Genomic DNA, 17,727 nt, shown 5'->3' with positions numbered 1-17,727 from the left:
CGCGCGCGGGTACGGGAATCGGACGTGCGGCGCGTCGGCCGACCGGGTGGGGCCGGCCCGCGCCCCCGCGCGCCACGGCCGCGGGAACCGGAACCGCTGCCTAGCGTGGCCCGATGCCGAAGATCCGCTTCTGGCCGGCCGTCGTGTCGGCCGTGTCGCTGCTGGTGCTCGTACCGTCCGGGGCGGCCGCCGCGCCCGCCGCGACCGCGGCCTCCGCCGCGCCCGTGGTCCCCGCCGCGACCGCGCCCCGGGAGCACTGGCCCTCGCCCGGCACCGGGCACCCCTTCACCACCGCCGACTGCGCCGACGACCAGTGGCCCTGGGGTTGCCTCGCCCAGTGCGAGAGCAGCGGCCGCTGGAACGTCAACACCGGTAACGGCTACTACGGCGGCCTGCAGTTCCGGCAGTCCACGTGGGAGGCCTACGGCGGACTGAAGTACGCCGCTCGCGCCGACCTGGCGACCCGTCAGCAGCAGATCGCGGTCGCCGAGGAAGTGCTGCGGTGGCAGGGCTGGAAGGCCTGGCCCACCTGCTCCAAGCGGTACGGGCTGGCCGGCCGGGCCCACACCGTCCAGGCCGGCGACTCGCTGAGCTCCGTCGCCCGCCGCTTCAAGGTGAAGGGCGGCTGGCAGGCGCTCTTCACGTCCAACAAGAAGATCATCGGGAACGATCCGAACCGGATCCGCCCGGGGATGATGCTGTCCCTGACCAAGAGCTGAACTCGCCGCCCTCGCCGCTGAGGGCGACACGGCCGCGGCGCAGTTCATGGACGAGCGTCCCGCGCGGCAGACCGGGTGGCAGTCGCTGCTCGGCCACCACGACGGCCGCGTCGCGGATGCCGCCCAGGAGCGCGTACGTGCGGGCCGCGACGGACGGCGACATGCCGAGCGCCGGCTCGTCGACGAGGACGACTCGCGCGGGCGCCAGCAACGCACGGGCGACCGCCAGCATGCGCTGCTCGCCGCCGGAGAGGGTGCCGGCCCGGCGGGCAAGGAGCACGCCCAGCTCCGGGTACGCGGCGAGCGCCGCTGCCGTGTCCCCGCGCGGGGCGGCCAGGTCGAGGTTCTCCTCGACGGTGAGCGTGGCGTACACGGCCCGCCGGTCCGGTACGAAGCACAGGCCGCGCCGGGCACGCTCGTGGGCGCGCAGCCGGGTGACGTCGGCGCCGCGCCACACGACGCGGCCGGCGCTGAGGGGCACCGCGCCGGCGAGGGCGCGCAGCACCGTCGTACGGCCCGAGCCGTTGCGGCCCAGGAGAACGCTGAGCGTCCCGGCCGGGACCGGCAGGTCGACGCCGTGCAGGGCCTCCAGCGGGCCGTAGCGGACCCGGGCGGCGCGCAGCTCGATCTCGACGCTCATGACACGATTCGCCCCGCCTCCATGACGTGCACGGTGTGTGCGACGTCCGCGACGAGGTCGAGGTCGTGCTCGACGACGAGGACGGCCGTCCCCTCCGCCGCGAGGGCCCTCAGCACGCGGGCCAGCGCGGCCGTCTCGGCGGCGTCGAGCCCCGCTGCGGGCTCGTCCAGCAGCACGGTGTGCGGCTGCCCCGCGAGTGCCCGCCCCAGCTCGACCCGGCGCAGCACGCCCGTCGACAGCCCGGCGGCGGGGCGGTCACGCAGCGCCGTGAGGTCGAGCAGGCGCAGCGTCTGCTCCACGCTGCGCGGGTCGTCCTCGCGTACGCGGCCCTGCTCGGCGCCGACGCGCACGTTCTCCTCGACGGTGAGCGACGGGAAGACGGCCAGCTCCTGGAAGGTCCGCGCGACACCGAGACGGGTACGGGCGTGGGCGGGCCGCGCGGTGATGTCCGTGCCGTCGAGGGTGACGCGGCCGGAGGCGGGCCGCAGGGTGCCGGCCAGGCAGTGGAAGAGCGTGGACTTGCCGGCGCCGTTGGGGCCCACCAGGGCGGTGACCGAGGCGGGCCGCAGCAGCAGATCGACGCGGTCGAGCGCGGTGAACCCGGCGTAGCGCACGGTCAGCCCGTGCGCGGCGAGGCCCCGCGGGGCGCGGCCGGGGCCGCCGGTCGCGGGCCGGTGGCCGGCGCGCCGGGGCACCGGCCGGGCGGATGGAGCTGCCGGCTGCGGCTCCCCCCGAGGCGCGCCCCCGCCGCCGGTGGCCGTGGGCGGCTCCGGCCCCCGGCCCGCGGCCCGGCCCGCTTGCGGGGGTCGCCCGGTCTCGGCCGGCCGGTGGTCCGCCGTGCCGGCCGCGCCCGTGGTGGGCGGTGCGGGCGCGGTGGGCGGGGGAGTGGGGTGGAGCCGGGGGCCGGGCCCGGCCCGGCCGGCGGGTGCGGGGCGGTGGGCGGCAGGGGCCGGGGGTTCCTGGGGGCGGGCCCCCGGGAGCAGGGACGTCAGCGGGGGGATCCTCGCCGTGAGGGCGGCGAGGAGGCCGATCAGGGCCGCCGCCGCCCCGCCGCGGGCGCCGGCGTCGAGGCCGACCAGGAGAGCGGCGGCCGCCATGGGCGCGAGGAGACTGTCCGCGCCGAGGACCAGGACCGCGGCGAACCACAGCAGGCCGCGCACCGGGTCGAAGGCCGCCGGGTCGAAGGCGCGCAGGCCCATGCCCAGCAGGCCGCCGCCCAGGGCGGCCAGGGCCGCGCCGGCCACGAACGAGAGGAGCTTCAGGGCCGGGACGGGGACTCCCGCGGCCTGCGCGCCCGCCTCGTGGTCGCGCAGCGCGGCCAGGGCCCGGCCCGTGCGGCCCCGGCGCAGCGCGGCCACCGCGGCCAGCGCGCAGGCGAGCACGCCCAGTTCGAGGACGTAGTACACCCGGTCGTCGTCGAAACCGGCCGGCCGTGACAGGGACAGGCCCGCCGTGGCGTACGGCTGCGCGAAGACGAACCGGCTCACCGCCACCCCCACCGCCAGGGTCGCCAGCGCCAGCGCGAGGCCGTGGCGGCGGATCGCCGGCCCGCCCGTCAGCAGGCCCAGGGGGGCCACCAGGACGGCGGCCACGAGCAGCGCGGCGAGTTCCGGCAGCCGGGGCAGTCCGGGGAACCGGTCCGCCGCCAGCAGTGCCGTGAACAGCGCGCCCAGACCGGCGTAGGCCGCTTGGCCCAGCGAGATCTGCCCGCCCCGTCCGGTGACCACGACCAGCGACAGCAGGACCACGGCCAGGGCGGGCACCTGGACGGAGGTGTGCAGGTCGGTGCCCGCGAAGCCGAGCGGCAGCAGGAACAGCACACCCACGACCACCCACAGGCCCGGAGGGACACGCGTGCCGGCCGTGGACGCGCGGGGCAGGGCGTCGCGCGTTCCCACCCCCGGCAGGGCGAGGGCGGCGAACAGCAGGGCGACGACGAACAGGTTCGTCGCGACCGCCTGCACCAGAGGTCCCGCCCACCCCTCGGGGTGAAGCCGCGTCAGCTGGGCCTGGGCGACGCCGACGGCCAGCGCGGTCCCCACCGCGACCGGCAGGCTCCGCATCCGGGCCACCACGGCGACCGCGACCACCTCGACCACCAGCAGCGGCAGCCCGTACGGATCGAGCCGTACGTACGGCGCCAGCAGCACGCCCGTCAGCCCCGCGGTGAGCGACCCGAACGCCCAGCCGACCGCGGAGACCCGGTCGGCGTCGATCCCGCCCAGCGCGGCCAGCTCGCGGTTGTCGACGACCGCCCGCAGCTCCCTGCCCAGCCGCGTCCAGCGGGTCACCGCGCCCACCGCGCAGGCCAGCAGCACGGCCGCGGCCAGGTGCAGCCACGGGTCGTCGCCGAGCAGTTCCGGCGCGTCCGCGCGCGCCCCGGAGCCCCACACCAGCGCCGCCCCGCCGACGAGCAGCACGAACACGCCGATCGACGCGACCAGGGTGCGGGCCGGGTCCGCGCCGAGCACCGCCGCCGGGCGGAACACCGCCCGGTCCAGCACCAGGCCGATACCCGGGGCGACGACGAGCAGCGTCAGACACGCCGCGAGGGGCAGCGGCCAGCCCCACTCGACCACGAACTGGCGCAGCACGTACGCGCATACCATGGCGATCGCGCCGTGGGCGAGGTTCAGCACGCCGGTCGCCCGGTAGGTGACGATCAGGCCGATCCCGGTGAGGGCGGCCGCGCTTCCCACGGCGAGACCGGCCAGTGTCAGGTCGTAGGTCAGCGAGGCCACGGTTCACACACCGGGCAGGGTTCCAGCGCCTCGTCGCCCGCGGGCACCGCCTCCGCCTTGCCCGCCACCAGCGGGCAGTCCGGCCGGTGGGCGAGGGTCCCGCCCGGCACCCGCACCGGCGGGGCGTCGGAGGACGGCGCGTCGGACGGGGCGGCACCGTCCGAGGGGCGCACCCCCGCGGGCTCCCCTCCCGGGCCGTTGACCGCGTCCGCTCCCTCCGGGGCGGCACCGGCACCGCCACCGGCACGTCCGGCCCCGAGGCCCACCGCCGCGAGCAGCACCGCCCCCGCCACGATCAGCGCGGCGCCGGGCACCGTGCACGACGCCAGGTAGGGGATCTGCCGCTCGGCGAACCGCTCGCCCGACACGCCGTACCAGCCCAGTACGCACAGGACGGCGCCGGCCGCGGCGGCCACGGCCCCGCCCCACCACAGCAGACGACAAACCGGCATCCGAACCCTTCCGCTGGCGGTCTGGGGCGATTCCTTGCACTATGCCCGTGAAGGGACATTCCCTGGAACCCGGTGGTGAGCCAGATGGTCCACAGCAGCTCGGGCAGGCACCCCCGTACGGCGGCGCTCATGGCCGCCGCGGTCCTGGCCCTGGTCCCGGCGGCCGCGGCCTGCTCCGACGACGGCGGCGAATCCTCCTCGCAGACCCCGCGCCCGACCGCGACCGGCACGACCCCGCCCGCGAACGAGCAGCCGGCCGACCCGGCCGCCGCCCGGCAGGAGATCGAGAAGAACTGGGCGACCTTCTTCGACCCCAAGGCCTCCACGGACCAGAAGGTCGCGGTACTGGAGAACGGCGACGCCCTGCGGCCCGTGCTCGCCGCCTTCTCCAGCGACAGGAACGCCGCGCAGACGTCCGCGCAGGTCAAGAACGTCGCGTTCCTCTCGGCCACCCGGGCGGCCGTGACCTACGACCTGCTGGTCGCCGGCACACCCGCCCTCCCCAACGCCAAGGGCACGGCCGTCCTGCAGGACGGGACCTGGAAGGTCTCCAAGAACACGCTGTGCGCCCTGGTGAAGCTCAGCGGCAATGCGGCCGTGCCGGGCTGCTGAAGCCCTGCTGCTCGCGGCGCTCCTCGCCCTGACCGCCGCCTGCGGCAGCAGGCTGCCCGAGAGCGACTTCGAGAGCCGCCGCCCCACCACGGGCGCCGCGCAGCCGATCCGGGTCGGCATCATCACCAGCGCCACCAGCCCGGTCGGCGGCGAGGCCTTCACCGGGCCGCGGGACGGCGCCCGGGCGTACTTCGACGCGCTCAACGCCCGCGGCGGCGTCGACGGCCGCCGCGTCGAGGTCGTCACCTGCGACGACGGCGGCAGCGGCGTCGGCAACAACGAGTGCGTGCACAAACTCGTCGACGAGAGCCGGGTGTTCGCCCTCGTCGCCACCACCGCGCTGGACTACGCCGGAGCCGAGCGGGTCTCCGAGGCGGGAGTCCCCGACATCGGCGGCCAGCCGATCGGCCCGGCGTACGACACGTATCCCCACCTCTACGGGATCTACGGCAGCATCGCCCCGCGCACCGGGCGGAGCCCCGGCTGGGACGGCACCCTCTACGGAGGCACCGAGGTCTACCGCTGGTTCAGGACCGAACTCGGGGCCCGTACGGCCGCCGTCGTCTCCTACAACCAGGCCTCCTCCGCCGCCTACGCCCGGCTGGTCACCGACGGTCTGAAGGCCGAGGGCTACCGGGTCGTCACCGAGCAGGTCGACTTCGCCCTGCCGAACTTCCGCGCCGTCGCGGCCGATCTGCGCGACCAGGGCGCCGACCTCGTCTTCGACGCGCTCGACAGCCACGGCAACGCCCAGCTGTGCGAGGCGATGGACGCCGTCGGTGCCCGCGTCACCGCCAAGATCACCAACGTCCAGAACTGGTCGTCGGCGGTGCCGCGCGAGTTCAAGGACGCCCCCCGTTGCCGCAACGCCCTGTGGGTCACCGGCGCCAGCCGCAACCACGACGAGACGGCCCATCCGGCCGTACGGGAGTTCCGCGCCGCCATGAAGGGCGCCGGCACCGTATCCCAGTGGCAGCTGGAGGGCTGGGCCGCCGCCATGTGGTTCACCGACGCCGCCCGCTCCTGCGCGCGGACCGGTCTCACGCGCGCGTGCGTCGAACGGTTCGTCAACCGCCCGGAGCCGTACACCGCTCGCGGGCTCCTGCTCCCCGTCAGCTTCGAGCGGCTCGCCGAGCCGCCCCGCACACGCCGCACCTGTCTGTCCGTCGCACGCTGGCAGGACGGCCGGGGTTGGGTCACCCAGGGCGGCGACATGAACGCGAACTGCGCCACCGTCCCCCAGCTCGGCTACCAGCCGTGAAAGCCAAGTACAGTCCCCTTCTGACGACCAAGGGACCAGTCCTACCTGGGGGACGCGGCGACGCGATGCGTATTTCCTTCCTGCTCCACAACGCGTACGGGATCGGCGGCACGATCCGTACGACGTTCAATCTCGCCCGGACACTTGCCGAGCGGCACGACGTAGAAATCGTCTCGGTCTTCCGCCACCGCGACGAGCCGACCCTGGGCGCCCCTGCGGGCGTGACGATGAAGCATCTTGTCGACCTGCGCAGGAACAGCCCGTCGTACGACGGCGACCACCCCGACTACAAGAAGCCGGCCAAGGTGTTCCCGCGCGGCGACGGCCGCTGGAAGCAGTACAGCCGGCTCACCGACACGCGGATCGCCGCCCACTTGAAGTCCCTCGACGCCGATGTCGTGGTCGGCACCCGCCCCGGGCTCAACGTCCACATCGCCCGCCAGGCCCGCCGCGGTCCGGTCCGCGTGGGCCAGGAGCACCTGACGCTGGACAGCCACGGATACCGGCTGCGCCGCGAGATCGGCCACCGGTACGCCCTGCTCGACGCGATCACCACGGTCACCGAGGCGGACGCCCGCTCGTACCGCACCAGGCTCAAGCTGCCCGGCGTGCGTATCGACGCCGTCCCCAACAGCGTGCCCGCCCCCACCGTCGAGCCCGCCGACTCCACCGCCAAGTGGGTCGTCGCGGCCGGCCGGCTCACCCGTGTGAAGCGCTACGACCTGCTGGTCGAGGCGTTCGCGAAGGTCGTCGCCACCCGTCCCGACTGGCGCCTGAGGATCTACGGCTCCGGCGACGCGACCGGCAACGAGAAGAACGCCCTGCGCACGCTGATCGACGAGCGCGGTCTGCACAACCACGTCTTCCTGATGGGTCCGGCCAATCCGCTCGAGCCCGAGTGGGTCAAGGGCTCCGTCGCCGCCGTCACCTCCCGGCTCGAGTCGTTCGGCATGACCATCGTCGAGGCGATGCGCTGCGGACTGCCGGTGGTCTCCACCGACTGCCCGCACGGCCCCGGCGAGATCATCGAGGACGGGGTCGACGGACGCCTGGTGCCGGTCGGTGACGTGGACGCCGTCGCCGAGGCGCTCCTCGGCCTGATCCAGGACGACGACCTGCGGCGCCGGGCCGGACAGGCCGCGCTGGCCGCCTCCGAGCGCTTCGACCCGGCCCGGATCGCCGAACGCCACGAGGCGCTCTTCGCCGAACTCGTCGCGCAGGGCACCAACGGCCGCTCCCGCGGCCGGGTCCGCGACACACTCCACCGGGCCCGCGGCGCGGTGCTCGACGCCGCGTACACGGCGCGCTACAAGGCCGCCGACGTGCTCCGGAAGGGAAAGACCGCATGACCGACTCCACGCCCGCCGGAGAGGCCGGGCACGGCGCGCCACGTGCGGACTGCGTCGCGGACTCCGCCGGTGGCATCACGTTCGACATAGCGGTGGTCGGCGCGGCCGAGCCGGTCCTGGTCCTGCGCCGGCGCGGGACGGAGCCGCCCGAGGAGACCCTGCTGCCACTCACGCCCACGACCGAGGGCCGGCTGCGGGCGGTGCTGCCCATCGGCGTCGAGCTCGCCGAGGGCCGCTGGGACGCGTACGTCGACGACCGGGCGGTCGAGCCCGGCATCCGTGACCTGAGGGCGCTGGTCGACCGGATCCCCGAGGAAGGCGTCCCGCTGACCGTCCGCATCCCGTACCCGACCGCCGACGGCCGGCTCGCCGTGCGCTCCTGGACCCGGGCCGTGCACGCCGAGGCGGGCGACATCTCCTTCGGCGAGGGCAGCTGCACGGTCGAGGGAGTGCTGTACGGGGCGGGGCTCGGCGCCGGCGCGGTGGCGGAGGCCCGGTTCGGCGAGCGGGTCGAGCAGGTGCCCGTCGAGGGCGAGAAGGGCGTGTTCACCTTCACCCTGCCGTACGGTGCCCTGGTGACGGCCCCGATCCAGAAGCAGGAGACGTGGGAGCTGTGGCTGCGCCCCGGCCGCGACGCGGAGCCGGTCCGGATCGCCCGCATCCTCGACGACGTCTGGGACCGCAAGAACATCTTCGTGTACCCGGTGCACGTGGGGGAGGGCTTCCGGGCCACGCCCTGTTACAGCACCGACAACGAGCTCTGCGTGCGCCTGACGAAGTGAGGGCCGTGAGGGGCCGGTGACGGCCCCGCGGAGTTCCGGCCGCAGGGCCGTCGCGGACAGTACCTGTCCGCGACGGCTGGCAGACTCACCCGCATGTTGGAGACCTCGGCACGACTGCTGCGCCTGCTCTCACTGCTGCAGGCCCACCGCGAATGGTCGGGCGCCGATCTCGCCGACCGGCTCGGCGTCACCCCGCGCACCGTGCGGCGGGACGTCGAGCGGCTCCGTGAGCTCGGCTATCCGGTGAACGCGAGCCCGGGCACGGGCGGCGGCTACCAGCTCGGCGCCGGCGCGGCCCTGCCGCCGCTGCTGCTGGACGACGACGAGGCGGTCGCGGTCGCGGTCGGCCTGCGCACGGCAGCCGGCAGCGGCATCGAGGGCATCGGGGAGACGTCCGTCAGGGCCCTCGCCAAGCTGGAACAGGTGCTGCCCGACCGGCTGCGCCGCCGCGTCGGCGCGCTCAACGCCTTCACGGTGCCCATGCTGCGCGCCCCCGAGGCGCGGCAGACCGACCCGGCCGTCCTGACCGAGCTCGCGGCCGCCTGCCGGGACAGCGAGCGGCTGCGGTTCGAGTACCGCGACCACAGCGGCTCCGCGACCCGCCGGACGGTCGAGCCGCACCGCCTGGTGTGCACCGAGCGCCGCTGGTACCTGGTCGCCTGGGACGTGGACCGCGCCGACTGGCGCACCTTCCGCGCCGACCGGATCGTCCCGAAGCCCCCGCACGGGCCGCGCTTCCCGCCCCGTGAGCCGCCCGCCGACGACCTGGCCGCCTATGTCTCCCGGGGTGTGTCGACGGCGGCGTACGCGGCCGAGGCGGTGATCAGGCTGCACGTGCCGATGGCCGAGGCGGCCGCGGTCGTCGGGCCGTCGGACGGCGTGCTGGAGGCCGAGAGCGACACCACGTGTCTCCTGCGCACGGGCGCGGCGAGTCTGGACGTGCTCGTCATCCACGTGGTGCTCATGGGTCTCGCCTTCGAGGTCGTCGAGCCGCTCGCGCTTGACGACCGGATCAGGGCTGTCCGCGACCGTCTCTCCCGGGCCCTGGAGCTCTCCGGCGGCTGTGGCAATTCTGCGGGGAACCCGTGAATTCCGTCGGGACGTCCAATTTCGTGATGATGTGCCGAGGTGTTTTCCGGGGCGCCGGGAATTCGCTGGGACGCGTCGGCGGCGGGCGGCTGGGAATTCCCCGGAGCGGCTCCCGGTGCAGGGCCGGAGGATGAAGAAGTCCTCATAAACGCGTGTCGTGATCCTGTGACACAAGTGTGACCGCTGAGGTACGTGGGGCTGCTGGCGGCGGTGTCGGCCCATGTGCCCGCTCCGGCTTCCGTCACTCTGCGCCGCCGCCTACGGTGAGGGGCATGGCACCGATTCCGACCCCTCCCGCTCAGCCCGACGACACCCCCGAGTCGTATGTCGGCCTCGACGACCGTGGCGCCGAGCAACTCGCGCGCTCCCGTGGCTGGACCACGGTGCGGGCGCTGCCGCCCGGCTCCGTCATCACCATGGAATTCGTGGCAGGCCGGCTCAACTTCGAAGTCGACGACCACACCGTCACCCGCTGCTGGGTGGGCTGACGGCGCGGCGTCCGCGCCCGCGCGGAAGGCCCCCGGACACGACGAAGGCCCCGGCCGGAGCCGGGGCCTTCGTCGCGCGGACGCCTGTCGGGGGGCCGTCAGCCGCCCGTCAACGGCCGTGAGCGGGCCGGTCGGCGGCTGCCCGCGGGCGTGAGCGGGTTCCGCTCCGAGCGCACCACCGCGTGCGGCCGCGGCTGGGTGAGCGTGGTCCGCCCGCTCGGCGCCCGGCCGGTGCCCGCCGCCGCGACCGGCTCGGCCACCGGCTCGCGGGCGGGCTCCGCCTCGGCACCCGTCGTGCGCTGCGGGTATATGGCCGGACGCGGGCCGCCCGCGGCGACCGGCAGGGAAGGCGCCTGGCGGCGGCGGGCCCGCAGCTGCTCGCGCACCCCGAACACCAGCGCCTCGGCACGGGCGATCACCGGCTCGCACCACGGCAGTCCGAGCAGGATCAGCAGACCGGCGGCCCAGCCCAGCAGCACATCGCTCAGCCAGTGCGTACCGAGATAGACGGTGGTGAGACCGACGCCGAGCGCGACCACGGCGGACAGCGCCGAGAGATACCGTCTGGCGCGCGGCGTGGTGGCGAGGTAGGCCAGAATGCCCCAGGTGACCACGGCATTTGCGGTATGTCCGGAAGGAAATATATCGCCGCCGGCGAAGAGTTCGGCGGAGCCGATCTGCGTCGCGTAGTGAGGTCCGAGCCGGCCGAGGCCGATTTTGACCGCGCCCACCGTGGCGTTCAGCAGCAACAGTGCGGCGCCCAGGACCAGCAGCGGGCGGAGCGTGTGCTGACGCCAGGAGCGCCAGCCCAGCCAGGCCGCGACCATCACCGCCGTCGGGCCGCGCTGACCGAGCACCACGAAGTAGTCGAGCGTCGCGTGCAGTTCCGGCCACTGCTGGTAGGGCCGGAACAGCATGACCTTCCAGTCGAGGGTCACCAGCCACGACGACACGAGCACGGCCACCACGATGGCGGCATAGAACGCGGCCGTCCCGCCGAAGAGGGCGAGACGGGTGCGGCTCATGCGCGGGATCTCAATCTTCGGCGGTTCCGGCTCCCGGTCCAGACGGGCAAAGATGTCGGTACGCACCCAATCGACGTTACAGCGAGTGAGTGTCGACCCAGGCCGATCCGGTCTCTTCGTGATGACGATGTGATGTGGAGTGCGTCTCAGGGAGATGCTTATTCCCCGCTTATACAAAAACCTTCGGGACCCCGTGTCCTATTGTTCCGAGGCCCCTTCCGGAACGGTGTTCGCCCGCCGTGGAAATGGGCCACGCCGACCGCCGCGCGCAATTCACCCGAACGTCCGCCCCCGAGGCCGGGGGCTCCGTGAGTGGTGTACGCCACACTCCCGCGACTGCCCAGGTGAGAGGTGGAACACGCGCCACCGGGGTTAACTCGCGTACGCTGACGGCTCACTCGCCCGTCGATGCCGGGCCGCCCCGGAGGGTGTCCCTCCCCCGGCAGGTGCCCACCGAGCGCGAGGGATCATCTGTGGGAGGTACGTACATGTCCGGGACGACCACGGCCGGAGCACGGCTGCGTGCCGCCGCCGGCGGTGCCAACCGCTGGGTCGTCCTCCTCGTCCTCTGCGTCAGCCTGCTGCTCGTCGCGCTGGACGCCACCGTCCTTCACGTCGCCGTACCCGCCGTCACCGAGGACCTGCGCCCGAGCTCCACCGCACTGCTGTGGATCGTGGACGCGTACCCGCTCGTCTGCGCCTCACTGCTGATCATGTTCGGCACGCTCGGTGACCGGATCGGGCGCCGGCGTGTCCTGCTCGCCGGCTACGGACTCTTCGGCGTGGCGTCCGCGGTCGCCGCCCTCGCCGAGACCCCCGCCGTGCTGATCGCCGCCCGCGCGCTGCTCGGTGTCGGCGGCGCGATGATCATGCCGGCGACGCTGTCGATCCTCCGCGCGGTCTTCCCCGACCGGCGCGAGAGAGCCACCGCCATCGGCATCTGGACCGCGGTCGTCGCCGTCGGCGCCGCCACCGGGCCGGTGCTCGGCGGCTTCCTGGTCGAGCACTTCTGGTGGGGCTCGGTCTTCCTGATCAACATCCCGCTGATGGCGCTGATCCTGCCGATAGGCCGGTGGCTGCTGCCCGAGTCGCGGGGCAGGGGCGACGGGCCCTGGGACCTGCTCGGCGCGCTGATGGCCGCCACGGGCGTCATGGGCGTGGTGCTCGGCGTCAAGCGGCTGGGCGCCGGCGAGTCCCCGATCGGGGCGGGCACCGCGGTGCCGCTGCTCGCCGGAGCCGCGCTGCTGCTCCTGTTCGTGCGGCGGCAGAAGCGCCGGCGTCACCCGCTGATCGACATGCGGATGTTCTCCCGCGCCGCCTTCACGACCTCCGTCGGCTGCATCGTGCTGGCCATGCTCGCGCTGGTCGGCCTGGAGCTGATCGCGGTCCAGTACCTCCAGCTCATCCTGGACCTCAGCCCGGTCGAGACGGGGCTGAGGCTGCTGCCGCTCACCTTCGCCGCGATGGCCGCCGGTGCCACGGGCTCGTACACCCTGCGCCGCATCGGCCCGCGCCGCATGGTCGGCTGGGGCTTCGTACTGACCGCCGGTGCCGTCCTGCTGCTGGTCCTCATGGGCCAGCACGACCGGCCGCTGCTGCTCACCGCCGGGTTCGTGCTGCTCGGCTTCGGACTCCAGACCACGCTCTTCGGGGCCTACGAGTCGATGCTCAGCGAAGCTCCCGCCCGCAGCGCGGGCGGCGCCGCCGCGATCGGCGAGACCTCCTACCAGCTCGGCGCGGGCATGGGCATCGCCTTCCTCGGCAGCGTCATGAACGCCGCTTACGCGCCCGGCCTGTCCGCGGTGCCCGGTGTGCCGGCCCAGGCCGGCTCCGCCGCGGCCAACTCGCTGGGGGAGGCCTACCAGGTGGCGGCCCAGCTGGGCGGGCCCGCGGGCGACGCCCTGCGCACGGCCGCGCGCCACGCCTTCGTCCACGGTCTCCATGTGACGCTGGTCGTCAGCGCCGGCCTGCTGCTGCTCGGCGCGCTCATGGCGCTGCGGCTGCCCCGCGTGATGGAGTGCCCGGTCGACCCGGACGGCCTGGAGGACGTCCTCGACGACGTGGCCGCCCCGCACGCCGACTCCCGCACCCCGGTCCCGGCCGCCCGCAGCGGTGCCGGGGACCGGCCCGGCGCCGGTGTCCCGGCGCGGCGCGAACCGGCCGAGACGAGCGGGTCTGGACGCGCGGCACGCTGAGCCGTAACGTCGGCCGAGCCGTAACTAACGCCGCTAGTTTTAGTGGCTGTGTGAGCCGCCGGAGGCCCCCATGTCCGCATCCTCGAAGCTTCCGCCCTTCGATCCCAGCGACCCCCTCGGCATCGACGACCTGCTCGGGCCGGAGGACCTCGCCATCCGCGACACGGTCCGCACCTGGGCGGCCGACCGCGTACTGCCGTACATCGCCGACTGGTACGAGAAGGGGGAGCTGCCCGGCATCCGGGAGCTCGCCCGCGAGCTCGGCTCCCTCGGTGCCCTCGGCATGTCGCTGACCGGCTACGGCTGCGCGGGCTCGAGCGCCGTCCAGTACGGACTGGCCTGTCTGGAGCTGGAGGCCGCCGACTCCGGCATCCGTTCCCTCGTCTCGGTCCAGGGCTCGCTCGCCATGTACGCGATCTGGAAGTACGGCTCCGAGGAGCAGAAGCAGCGCTGGCTGCCGTCCATGGCGGAGGGCACGACCATCGGCTGCTTCGGGCTGACCGAGCCCGACCACGGGTCCGACCCGGCCGGTATGCGCACGTACGCCAAGAAGGACGGCGGCGACTGGGTCCTCAACGGCCGCAAGATGTGGATCACCAACGGCTCGGTCGCCGGAGTGGCGGTGGTCTGGGCCCAGACCGACGAGGGTATCCGGGGCTTCGCCGTACCGACCGACGCCCCCGGCTTCTCCGCCCCGGAGATCAGGCACAAGTGGTCGCTGCGGGCCAGCGTCACCAGTGAGCTCGTCATGGACGACGTCCGGCTCCCGGCCGACGCCGTCCTGCCCGGTGTCACCGGGCTCAAGGGCCCGCTCAGCTGTTTGTCGCACGCCCGCTACGGCATCGTCTGGGGCGCCATGGGCGCCGCGCGCTCCTCGTTCGAGGCGGCCCTGGAGTACGCGCGGACCCGTGAACAGTTCGGCCGGCCGATCGGCGGCTTCCAGCTCACCCAGGCCAAGCTGGCCGACATGGCGGTGGAGCTGCACAAGGGCATCCTGCTCGCCCATCACCTCGGGCGGCGGCTCGACGCCGGGAGGCTCCGCCCCGAACAGGTCAGCTTCGGCAAGCTCAACAACGTGCGGGAGGCGATCGAGATCTGCCGCACCTCGCGCACGATCCTCGGCGCCAACGGCATCTCGCTCGAGTACCCCGTCATGCGCCACGCGACCAATCTCGAATCGGTCCTCACCTACGAGGGCACCGTCGAGATGCACCAGCTGGTACTGGGCAAGGCGCTCACCGGACTCGACGCCTTCCGGTAAGCGGCCCTGCGGGTCAGCTCTGGTTGAAGAAGCCGTCCTCCGGCCGGCCCCCGGGCTCCCCGGTGACGATCTGCGTGTTCGCGGGCGTCAGCAGGAAGACCCGGGTGGCCACCCGCTCGATCGAACCGCGCAGACCGAAGGTCAGGCCGGCCGCGAAGTCGACCACGCGCTTGGCGTCGGCGGATTCCATGGCGGTGAGGTTCACGATGACGGGGACGCCGTCGCGGAAGAGTTCGCCGATGGCCCGGGCGTCCCGGAAGCTGTCGGGGGAGACCGTGGCGATCCGGCGGCCCTCCTCCTCGGCGCTCTCGGAGGCGACCCGTACGCGCGGGTCGGTCACCCAGGCGTCGCCGCTGCGGTCACTCTCGGCGTACTCGTCGTCGTAGTAACGCTCGTCGCTGTCCTCGACGAGTCCGAGCCATGCACTCGCCTTGCGCACCGATCCCATGGACGCCTCCTTTCAACGCGGTCACTTGTGGTTCCGCACCCCTATGGTCGTCCATGATGCGGATCGCGCGCCAAGTGGATAGTCGCCGCGCGAGGGATTCGTGACGGTACTGGTGCAGAAGATGTGGCGATTCGTCAAGGTTCTTCCCGCGTACGGCCCCTGGGCAAGCCTCCCCGTAACTCAAATATGAAATTCGGGCCAGACGGGTGAGTGCGGGGACGTACGGGTGAACGAGCAGGCTCGGTACGATGCCCGCCGCACAGTTGAACGACTATCGGGGGAACGTACCGTGTTCGGAATCGTCAGGCCCTGCACCCACCGCCTCGGCGACGTGCTCAAGACCGAGTGGATGGCGCATCTCTGCGGCCTCTGCCTGGCACTTCGCGCCGACCACGGGCAGTTCGCCCGGGTCGTCACCAACTACGACGGCTTGATTGTCTCGGTTCTGACGGAGGCTCAGACCGAGCGCACCGCGGCCACCCGCCGCACCGCCGGGCCCTGCCCGCTGCGCGCCATGCGCACCGCGTCCGTCGCCCGGGGCGAGGGCGCCCGGCTCGCCGCCACCGTCTCCCTCGTGCTCGCCTCGGCGAAGGTGCGCGACCATGTCGCCGACGGTGACGGACTGCTGGCACGCCGACCGGTGGCCGCCGCCGCCCGCCGGGTGGCCCGCGGTTGGGACCGGGCGGGCGCCCGGGCCGGCCGTGAGCTGGGCTTCGACACCGCCCTCCTCGTCGACGCGGTGGACCGGCAGACCGGCATCGAAGCGCTGGCCGGCCCCGGCACACCCCTGCTGACGGTGACCGAACCGACCGAGACGGCGACCGCCGCGGCCTTCGCCCACACCGCCGTCCTGGCCGGCAAGCCCCATAACATCGCCCCCCTGGCCGAGGCCGGACGGCTCTTCGGGCGGCTCGCGCACCTGCTGGACGCGGTGGAGGACAAGGAGGCTGACGCCCTGTCGGGAGCCTGGAACCCGCTCACCGCGACCGGCACCGACCTGGCCGAGGCACGGCGCCTCGCCGACGACGCCGTGCACGGCATCCGGCTCGCACTGCGCGACGCGGAGTTCGTCGACGACAAGCTGCTGCACCTGCTGCTCGCCCATGAGCTGCGCCAGTCCGTGGACCGGGCCTTCGGCACGGCCGGCTGCTCCCACCAGGGCTACGGCCAGCAGTACGGCGCCCCGGGGTACGGCGCCGCGCAGCCGCCGCAGCCCGGCAACCCGTACCAGGGCGGAGGCCAGGGCCCGTACGGCACGCCCAACCCGTACGGCGGCGGGCACCCCGGCACCCCGGGTGGGCACGGCGGACACGGGGGGCACGGCGGACACGGCGGGTACGGCGGGGGATCCGGCGGTTTCGGCGGGATGCCCCCCGGCCCCGGCGCCGGAGGCGACCCGTCGAAGCCCAAGCCGCGCGGCTTCCTGGCCGGCTGCGCCGCCTTCACCTGGCTGTTCTGCACCTGCCAGATCTGCTGTGCCAAGGAGTACGAGGGCCCCTGGTCCCGCAAGAAGCGGGAGGGCTGCTGCCGTGACTGCGACTGCAACCCCGGCAGCTGCGACTGCTGCTGCCCCTGCGACGGCTGCTGACGGACTCGCGGTCACCCCCGCACAACCGTCGGCCCGGCCGCTCGCGGAGCGCGGTGTGGAAGGGTTGACCGCATGAGTCTCGACGACGCACAGCAGGACTGGAAGAACTGGCACGATCAGCGCATCGCGACCGTCTCCGCGCCGTACGGACCGCTCTCCCTCACCGGCACCCACTGGCTCGCGGACCGCCCGGAAGGTCGAATTCCGGCCGTTCCGGGGATCTGGCGCGAAGACGGCGACCACGTCGTCCTCATAGCCACCGCCGAGGACGGCATCACCGTCGACGGGCAGCCCCTGACCGGCGAGGTCCGCCTCACCGCGGACCACACCACGATCCCGCGGTCCCGCGCCGCGGCCGGTGAGCGGCGGCTCTTCGTACTGCGTCGCGAAGGACGGTGGGCGGTACGGGTCTTCGACCCGCAGGCACCGGCACGGCGCGCGTTCCACGGGGTCGAGGCCACGCCGTACGACCCGAGCTGGGCGGTGCCGGGCACTTTCCACCCGTACGAGCGGATCCGCAGCGTCCGGGTCGAGAACGCCGACGGGCGCGAGCGCGGGCTGAGCCTCGCCGGCGAGCTCTCCTTCGCACTCGCCGGCACCCCGCTCGGCCTCCAGGTCGCCGTGGAGGACGACGGCTCCCTCTGGGCCGTCTTCGCCGACGCCACCAGCGGGAAGGACTCCTACCGCTTCCGCTTCCTGCGGCCCCCGGCGCCGGACCCCGACGGCAGGGTCACCGTCGACTTCAACCGGTCGCTGCTGCCGCCGTGCGCCTTCGCCGCACACTTCATCTGTCCCTTCCCGCCGCCCGGCAACACGCTGCCGGTGCCCGTCCCGGCGGGCGAGCGGAACCTCGCGGGCCGCTGACACGTCGCAGCGACGACCCCGGCGGAGGGGGCGCACCCCGCCGGGGGAGTGGCGCGTGCGCGCCCACGGGCGGCTGAATCGCGCCCTTGTCACGTGTAGTTGATCCCGCGAATACTCCCGAAAGCAGCGCTTGTCAGGGGCACGGCGTGTCCGGAAAACGGACACCACCGAGCCCAGCAATGGGGCGAGTGAGCCGAAGAGGCGCGCGGGTGC

General features: G+C 73.8%; 16 protein-coding genes. 11 read left to right on the top strand and 5 right to left on the bottom strand.

Annotated elements, in window-relative coordinates; all coding sequences use genetic code 11:
- Positions 1 to 113: 113 nt before the first annotated feature.
- Positions 114 to 719, top strand: a complete 606-nt coding sequence (locus ACY34K_RS28760; RefSeq protein WP_462752254.1) for a transglycosylase family protein — start codon at positions 114 to 116, stop codon at positions 717 to 719.
- Here ACY34K_RS28760 and ACY34K_RS28755 read toward each other — a convergent pair.
- The 3 genes from ACY34K_RS28755 to ACY34K_RS28745 are packed head-to-tail and all read right to left on the bottom strand — an operon-like array spanning position 658 to position 4,552.
- A complete protein-coding gene (locus ACY34K_RS28755) occupies positions 658 to 1,359 on the bottom strand; it encodes an ATP-binding cassette domain-containing protein (protein ID WP_462752252.1) in 702 nt (233 codons plus the stop codon). The two genes, ACY34K_RS28760 and ACY34K_RS28755, sit on opposite strands and share 62 nt — an antisense overlap.
- Positions 1,356 to 4,100 (bottom strand): ABC transporter permease subunit, encoded by a 2,745-nt coding sequence (locus ACY34K_RS28750; RefSeq protein ID WP_462752250.1) that lies wholly within the window; start codon positions 4,098 to 4,100, stop codon positions 1,356 to 1,358. The genes ACY34K_RS28755 and ACY34K_RS28750 overlap by 4 nt, the downstream gene beginning before the upstream one ends.
- On the bottom strand, positions 4,088 to 4,552 hold the full coding sequence (locus tag ACY34K_RS28745) for a hypothetical protein (protein WP_462752248.1): 465 nt from the start codon (positions 4,550 to 4,552) through the stop codon (positions 4,088 to 4,090). Before ACY34K_RS28745 ends, ACY34K_RS28750 begins: the two co-directional genes overlap by 13 nt.
- Before the next feature lie 84 nt (positions 4,553 to 4,636).
- Between ACY34K_RS28745 and ACY34K_RS28740 the strand changes: the two genes are divergently transcribed.
- From ACY34K_RS28740 to ACY34K_RS28715, 6 genes are all read left to right on the top strand, one after another.
- On the top strand, positions 4,637 to 5,164 hold the full coding sequence (locus ACY34K_RS28740) for a hypothetical protein (RefSeq protein ID WP_462752246.1): 528 nt from the start codon (positions 4,637 to 4,639) through the stop codon (positions 5,162 to 5,164).
- Entirely contained in the window at positions 5,142 to 6,425 is a 1,284-nt protein-coding gene (locus ACY34K_RS28735; RefSeq protein ID WP_462752244.1) for an ABC transporter substrate-binding protein, read from the top strand. Before ACY34K_RS28740 ends, ACY34K_RS28735 begins: the two co-directional genes overlap by 23 nt.
- Positions 6,426 to 6,490: 65 nt before the next feature.
- Positions 6,491 to 7,774 (top strand): glycosyltransferase family 4 protein, encoded by a 1,284-nt coding sequence (locus tag ACY34K_RS28730; protein ID WP_462752243.1) that lies wholly within the window; start codon positions 6,491 to 6,493, stop codon positions 7,772 to 7,774.
- Entirely contained in the window at positions 7,771 to 8,556 is a 786-nt protein-coding gene (locus tag ACY34K_RS28725; protein WP_462752241.1) for a hypothetical protein, read from the top strand. Before ACY34K_RS28730 ends, ACY34K_RS28725 begins: the two co-directional genes overlap by 4 nt.
- A gap of 93 nt (positions 8,557 to 8,649) precedes the next feature.
- Positions 8,650 to 9,645, top strand: a complete 996-nt coding sequence (locus ACY34K_RS28720; RefSeq protein WP_462752239.1) for a helix-turn-helix transcriptional regulator — start codon at positions 8,650 to 8,652, stop codon at positions 9,643 to 9,645.
- A gap of 272 nt (positions 9,646 to 9,917) precedes the next feature.
- The gene (locus ACY34K_RS28715; protein WP_462752237.1) at positions 9,918 to 10,133 is read left to right on the top strand and encodes an I78 family peptidase inhibitor; all 216 of its coding nucleotides are present in this window, start codon (positions 9,918 to 9,920) and stop codon (positions 10,131 to 10,133) included.
- Between the two features lie 98 nt (positions 10,134 to 10,231).
- On the opposite strand, the gene ACY34K_RS28710 is transcribed toward ACY34K_RS28715, so the two are convergent.
- Entirely contained in the window at positions 10,232 to 11,224 is a 993-nt protein-coding gene (locus ACY34K_RS28710) for a phosphatase PAP2 family protein (RefSeq protein WP_462752235.1), read from the bottom strand.
- 422 nt (positions 11,225 to 11,646) lie between these two features.
- On the opposite strand from ACY34K_RS28710, the gene ACY34K_RS28705 reads away from it, so the two are divergent.
- Positions 11,647 to 13,353 carry an MFS transporter gene (locus tag ACY34K_RS28705; RefSeq protein ID WP_462752233.1) on the top strand — a complete coding sequence of 569 codons (1,707 nt, stop codon included), beginning with the start codon at positions 11,647 to 11,649 and terminating at the stop codon, positions 13,351 to 13,353.
- 70 nt (positions 13,354 to 13,423) lie between these two features.
- Positions 13,424 to 14,614, top strand: coding sequence for an acyl-CoA dehydrogenase family protein (locus tag ACY34K_RS28700; RefSeq protein WP_462752232.1), 1,191 nt, complete (start codon positions 13,424 to 13,426; stop codon positions 14,612 to 14,614).
- 13 nt (positions 14,615 to 14,627) lie between these two features.
- Here ACY34K_RS28700 and ACY34K_RS28695 read toward each other — a convergent pair whose 3' ends face one another.
- Positions 14,628 to 15,062, bottom strand: coding sequence for a cell division protein SepF (locus ACY34K_RS28695; protein ID WP_462752230.1), 435 nt, complete (start codon positions 15,060 to 15,062; stop codon positions 14,628 to 14,630).
- A 289-nt stretch (positions 15,063 to 15,351) separates the two neighbouring features.
- Between ACY34K_RS28695 and ACY34K_RS28690 the strand changes: the two genes are divergently transcribed.
- Both ACY34K_RS28690 and ACY34K_RS28685 read left to right on the top strand, forming a co-directional pair.
- Entirely contained in the window at positions 15,352 to 16,650 is a 1,299-nt protein-coding gene (locus tag ACY34K_RS28690; RefSeq protein ID WP_462752228.1) for a DUF5685 family protein, read from the top strand.
- A gap of 72 nt (positions 16,651 to 16,722) precedes the next feature.
- On the top strand, positions 16,723 to 17,514 hold the full coding sequence (locus ACY34K_RS28685; protein WP_462752226.1) for a DUF1684 domain-containing protein: 792 nt from the start codon (positions 16,723 to 16,725) through the stop codon (positions 17,512 to 17,514).
- The last annotated feature ends 213 nt before the right edge of the window (positions 17,515 to 17,727 follow it).

It is taken from the genome of Streptomyces sp. STAM6, assembly GCF_054963715.1.
This window is presented reverse-complemented; position numbering and strand designations above follow the sequence as displayed.

What these genes read in the sequence shown, in the direction of transcription:
- ACY34K_RS28685 (WP_462752226.1), top strand. Translation starts at nt 16,723, where the DNA reads ATGAGTCTCGACGACGCACAGCAGGACTGGAAGAACTGGCACGATCAG.
- ACY34K_RS28745 (WP_462752248.1), bottom strand. Translation starts at nt 4,552, where the DNA reads ATGCCGGTTTGTCGTCTGCTGTGGTGGGGCGGGGCCGTGGCCGCCGCG.
- ACY34K_RS28740 (WP_462752246.1), top strand. Translation starts at nt 4,637, where the DNA reads ATGGTCCACAGCAGCTCGGGCAGGCACCCCCGTACGGCGGCGCTCATG.
- ACY34K_RS28735 (WP_462752244.1), top strand. Translation starts at nt 5,142, where the DNA reads ATGCGGCCGTGCCGGGCTGCTGAAGCCCTGCTGCTCGCGGCGCTCCTC.
- ACY34K_RS28720 (WP_462752239.1), top strand. Translation starts at nt 8,650, where the DNA reads ATGTTGGAGACCTCGGCACGACTGCTGCGCCTGCTCTCACTGCTGCAG.
- ACY34K_RS28760 (WP_462752254.1), top strand. Translation starts at nt 114, where the DNA reads ATGCCGAAGATCCGCTTCTGGCCGGCCGTCGTGTCGGCCGTGTCGCTG.
- ACY34K_RS28695 (WP_462752230.1), bottom strand. Translation starts at nt 15,062, where the DNA reads ATGGGATCGGTGCGCAAGGCGAGTGCATGGCTCGGACTCGTCGAGGAC.
- ACY34K_RS28725 (WP_462752241.1), top strand. Translation starts at nt 7,771, where the DNA reads ATGACCGACTCCACGCCCGCCGGAGAGGCCGGGCACGGCGCGCCACGT.
- ACY34K_RS28700 (WP_462752232.1), top strand. Translation starts at nt 13,424, where the DNA reads ATGTCCGCATCCTCGAAGCTTCCGCCCTTCGATCCCAGCGACCCCCTC.
- ACY34K_RS28730 (WP_462752243.1), top strand. Translation starts at nt 6,491, where the DNA reads ATGCGTATTTCCTTCCTGCTCCACAACGCGTACGGGATCGGCGGCACG.
- ACY34K_RS28705 (WP_462752233.1), top strand. Translation starts at nt 11,647, where the DNA reads ATGTCCGGGACGACCACGGCCGGAGCACGGCTGCGTGCCGCCGCCGGC.
- ACY34K_RS28715 (WP_462752237.1), top strand. Translation starts at nt 9,918, where the DNA reads ATGGCACCGATTCCGACCCCTCCCGCTCAGCCCGACGACACCCCCGAG.
- ACY34K_RS28755 (WP_462752252.1), bottom strand. Translation starts at nt 1,359, where the DNA reads ATGAGCGTCGAGATCGAGCTGCGCGCCGCCCGGGTCCGCTACGGCCCG.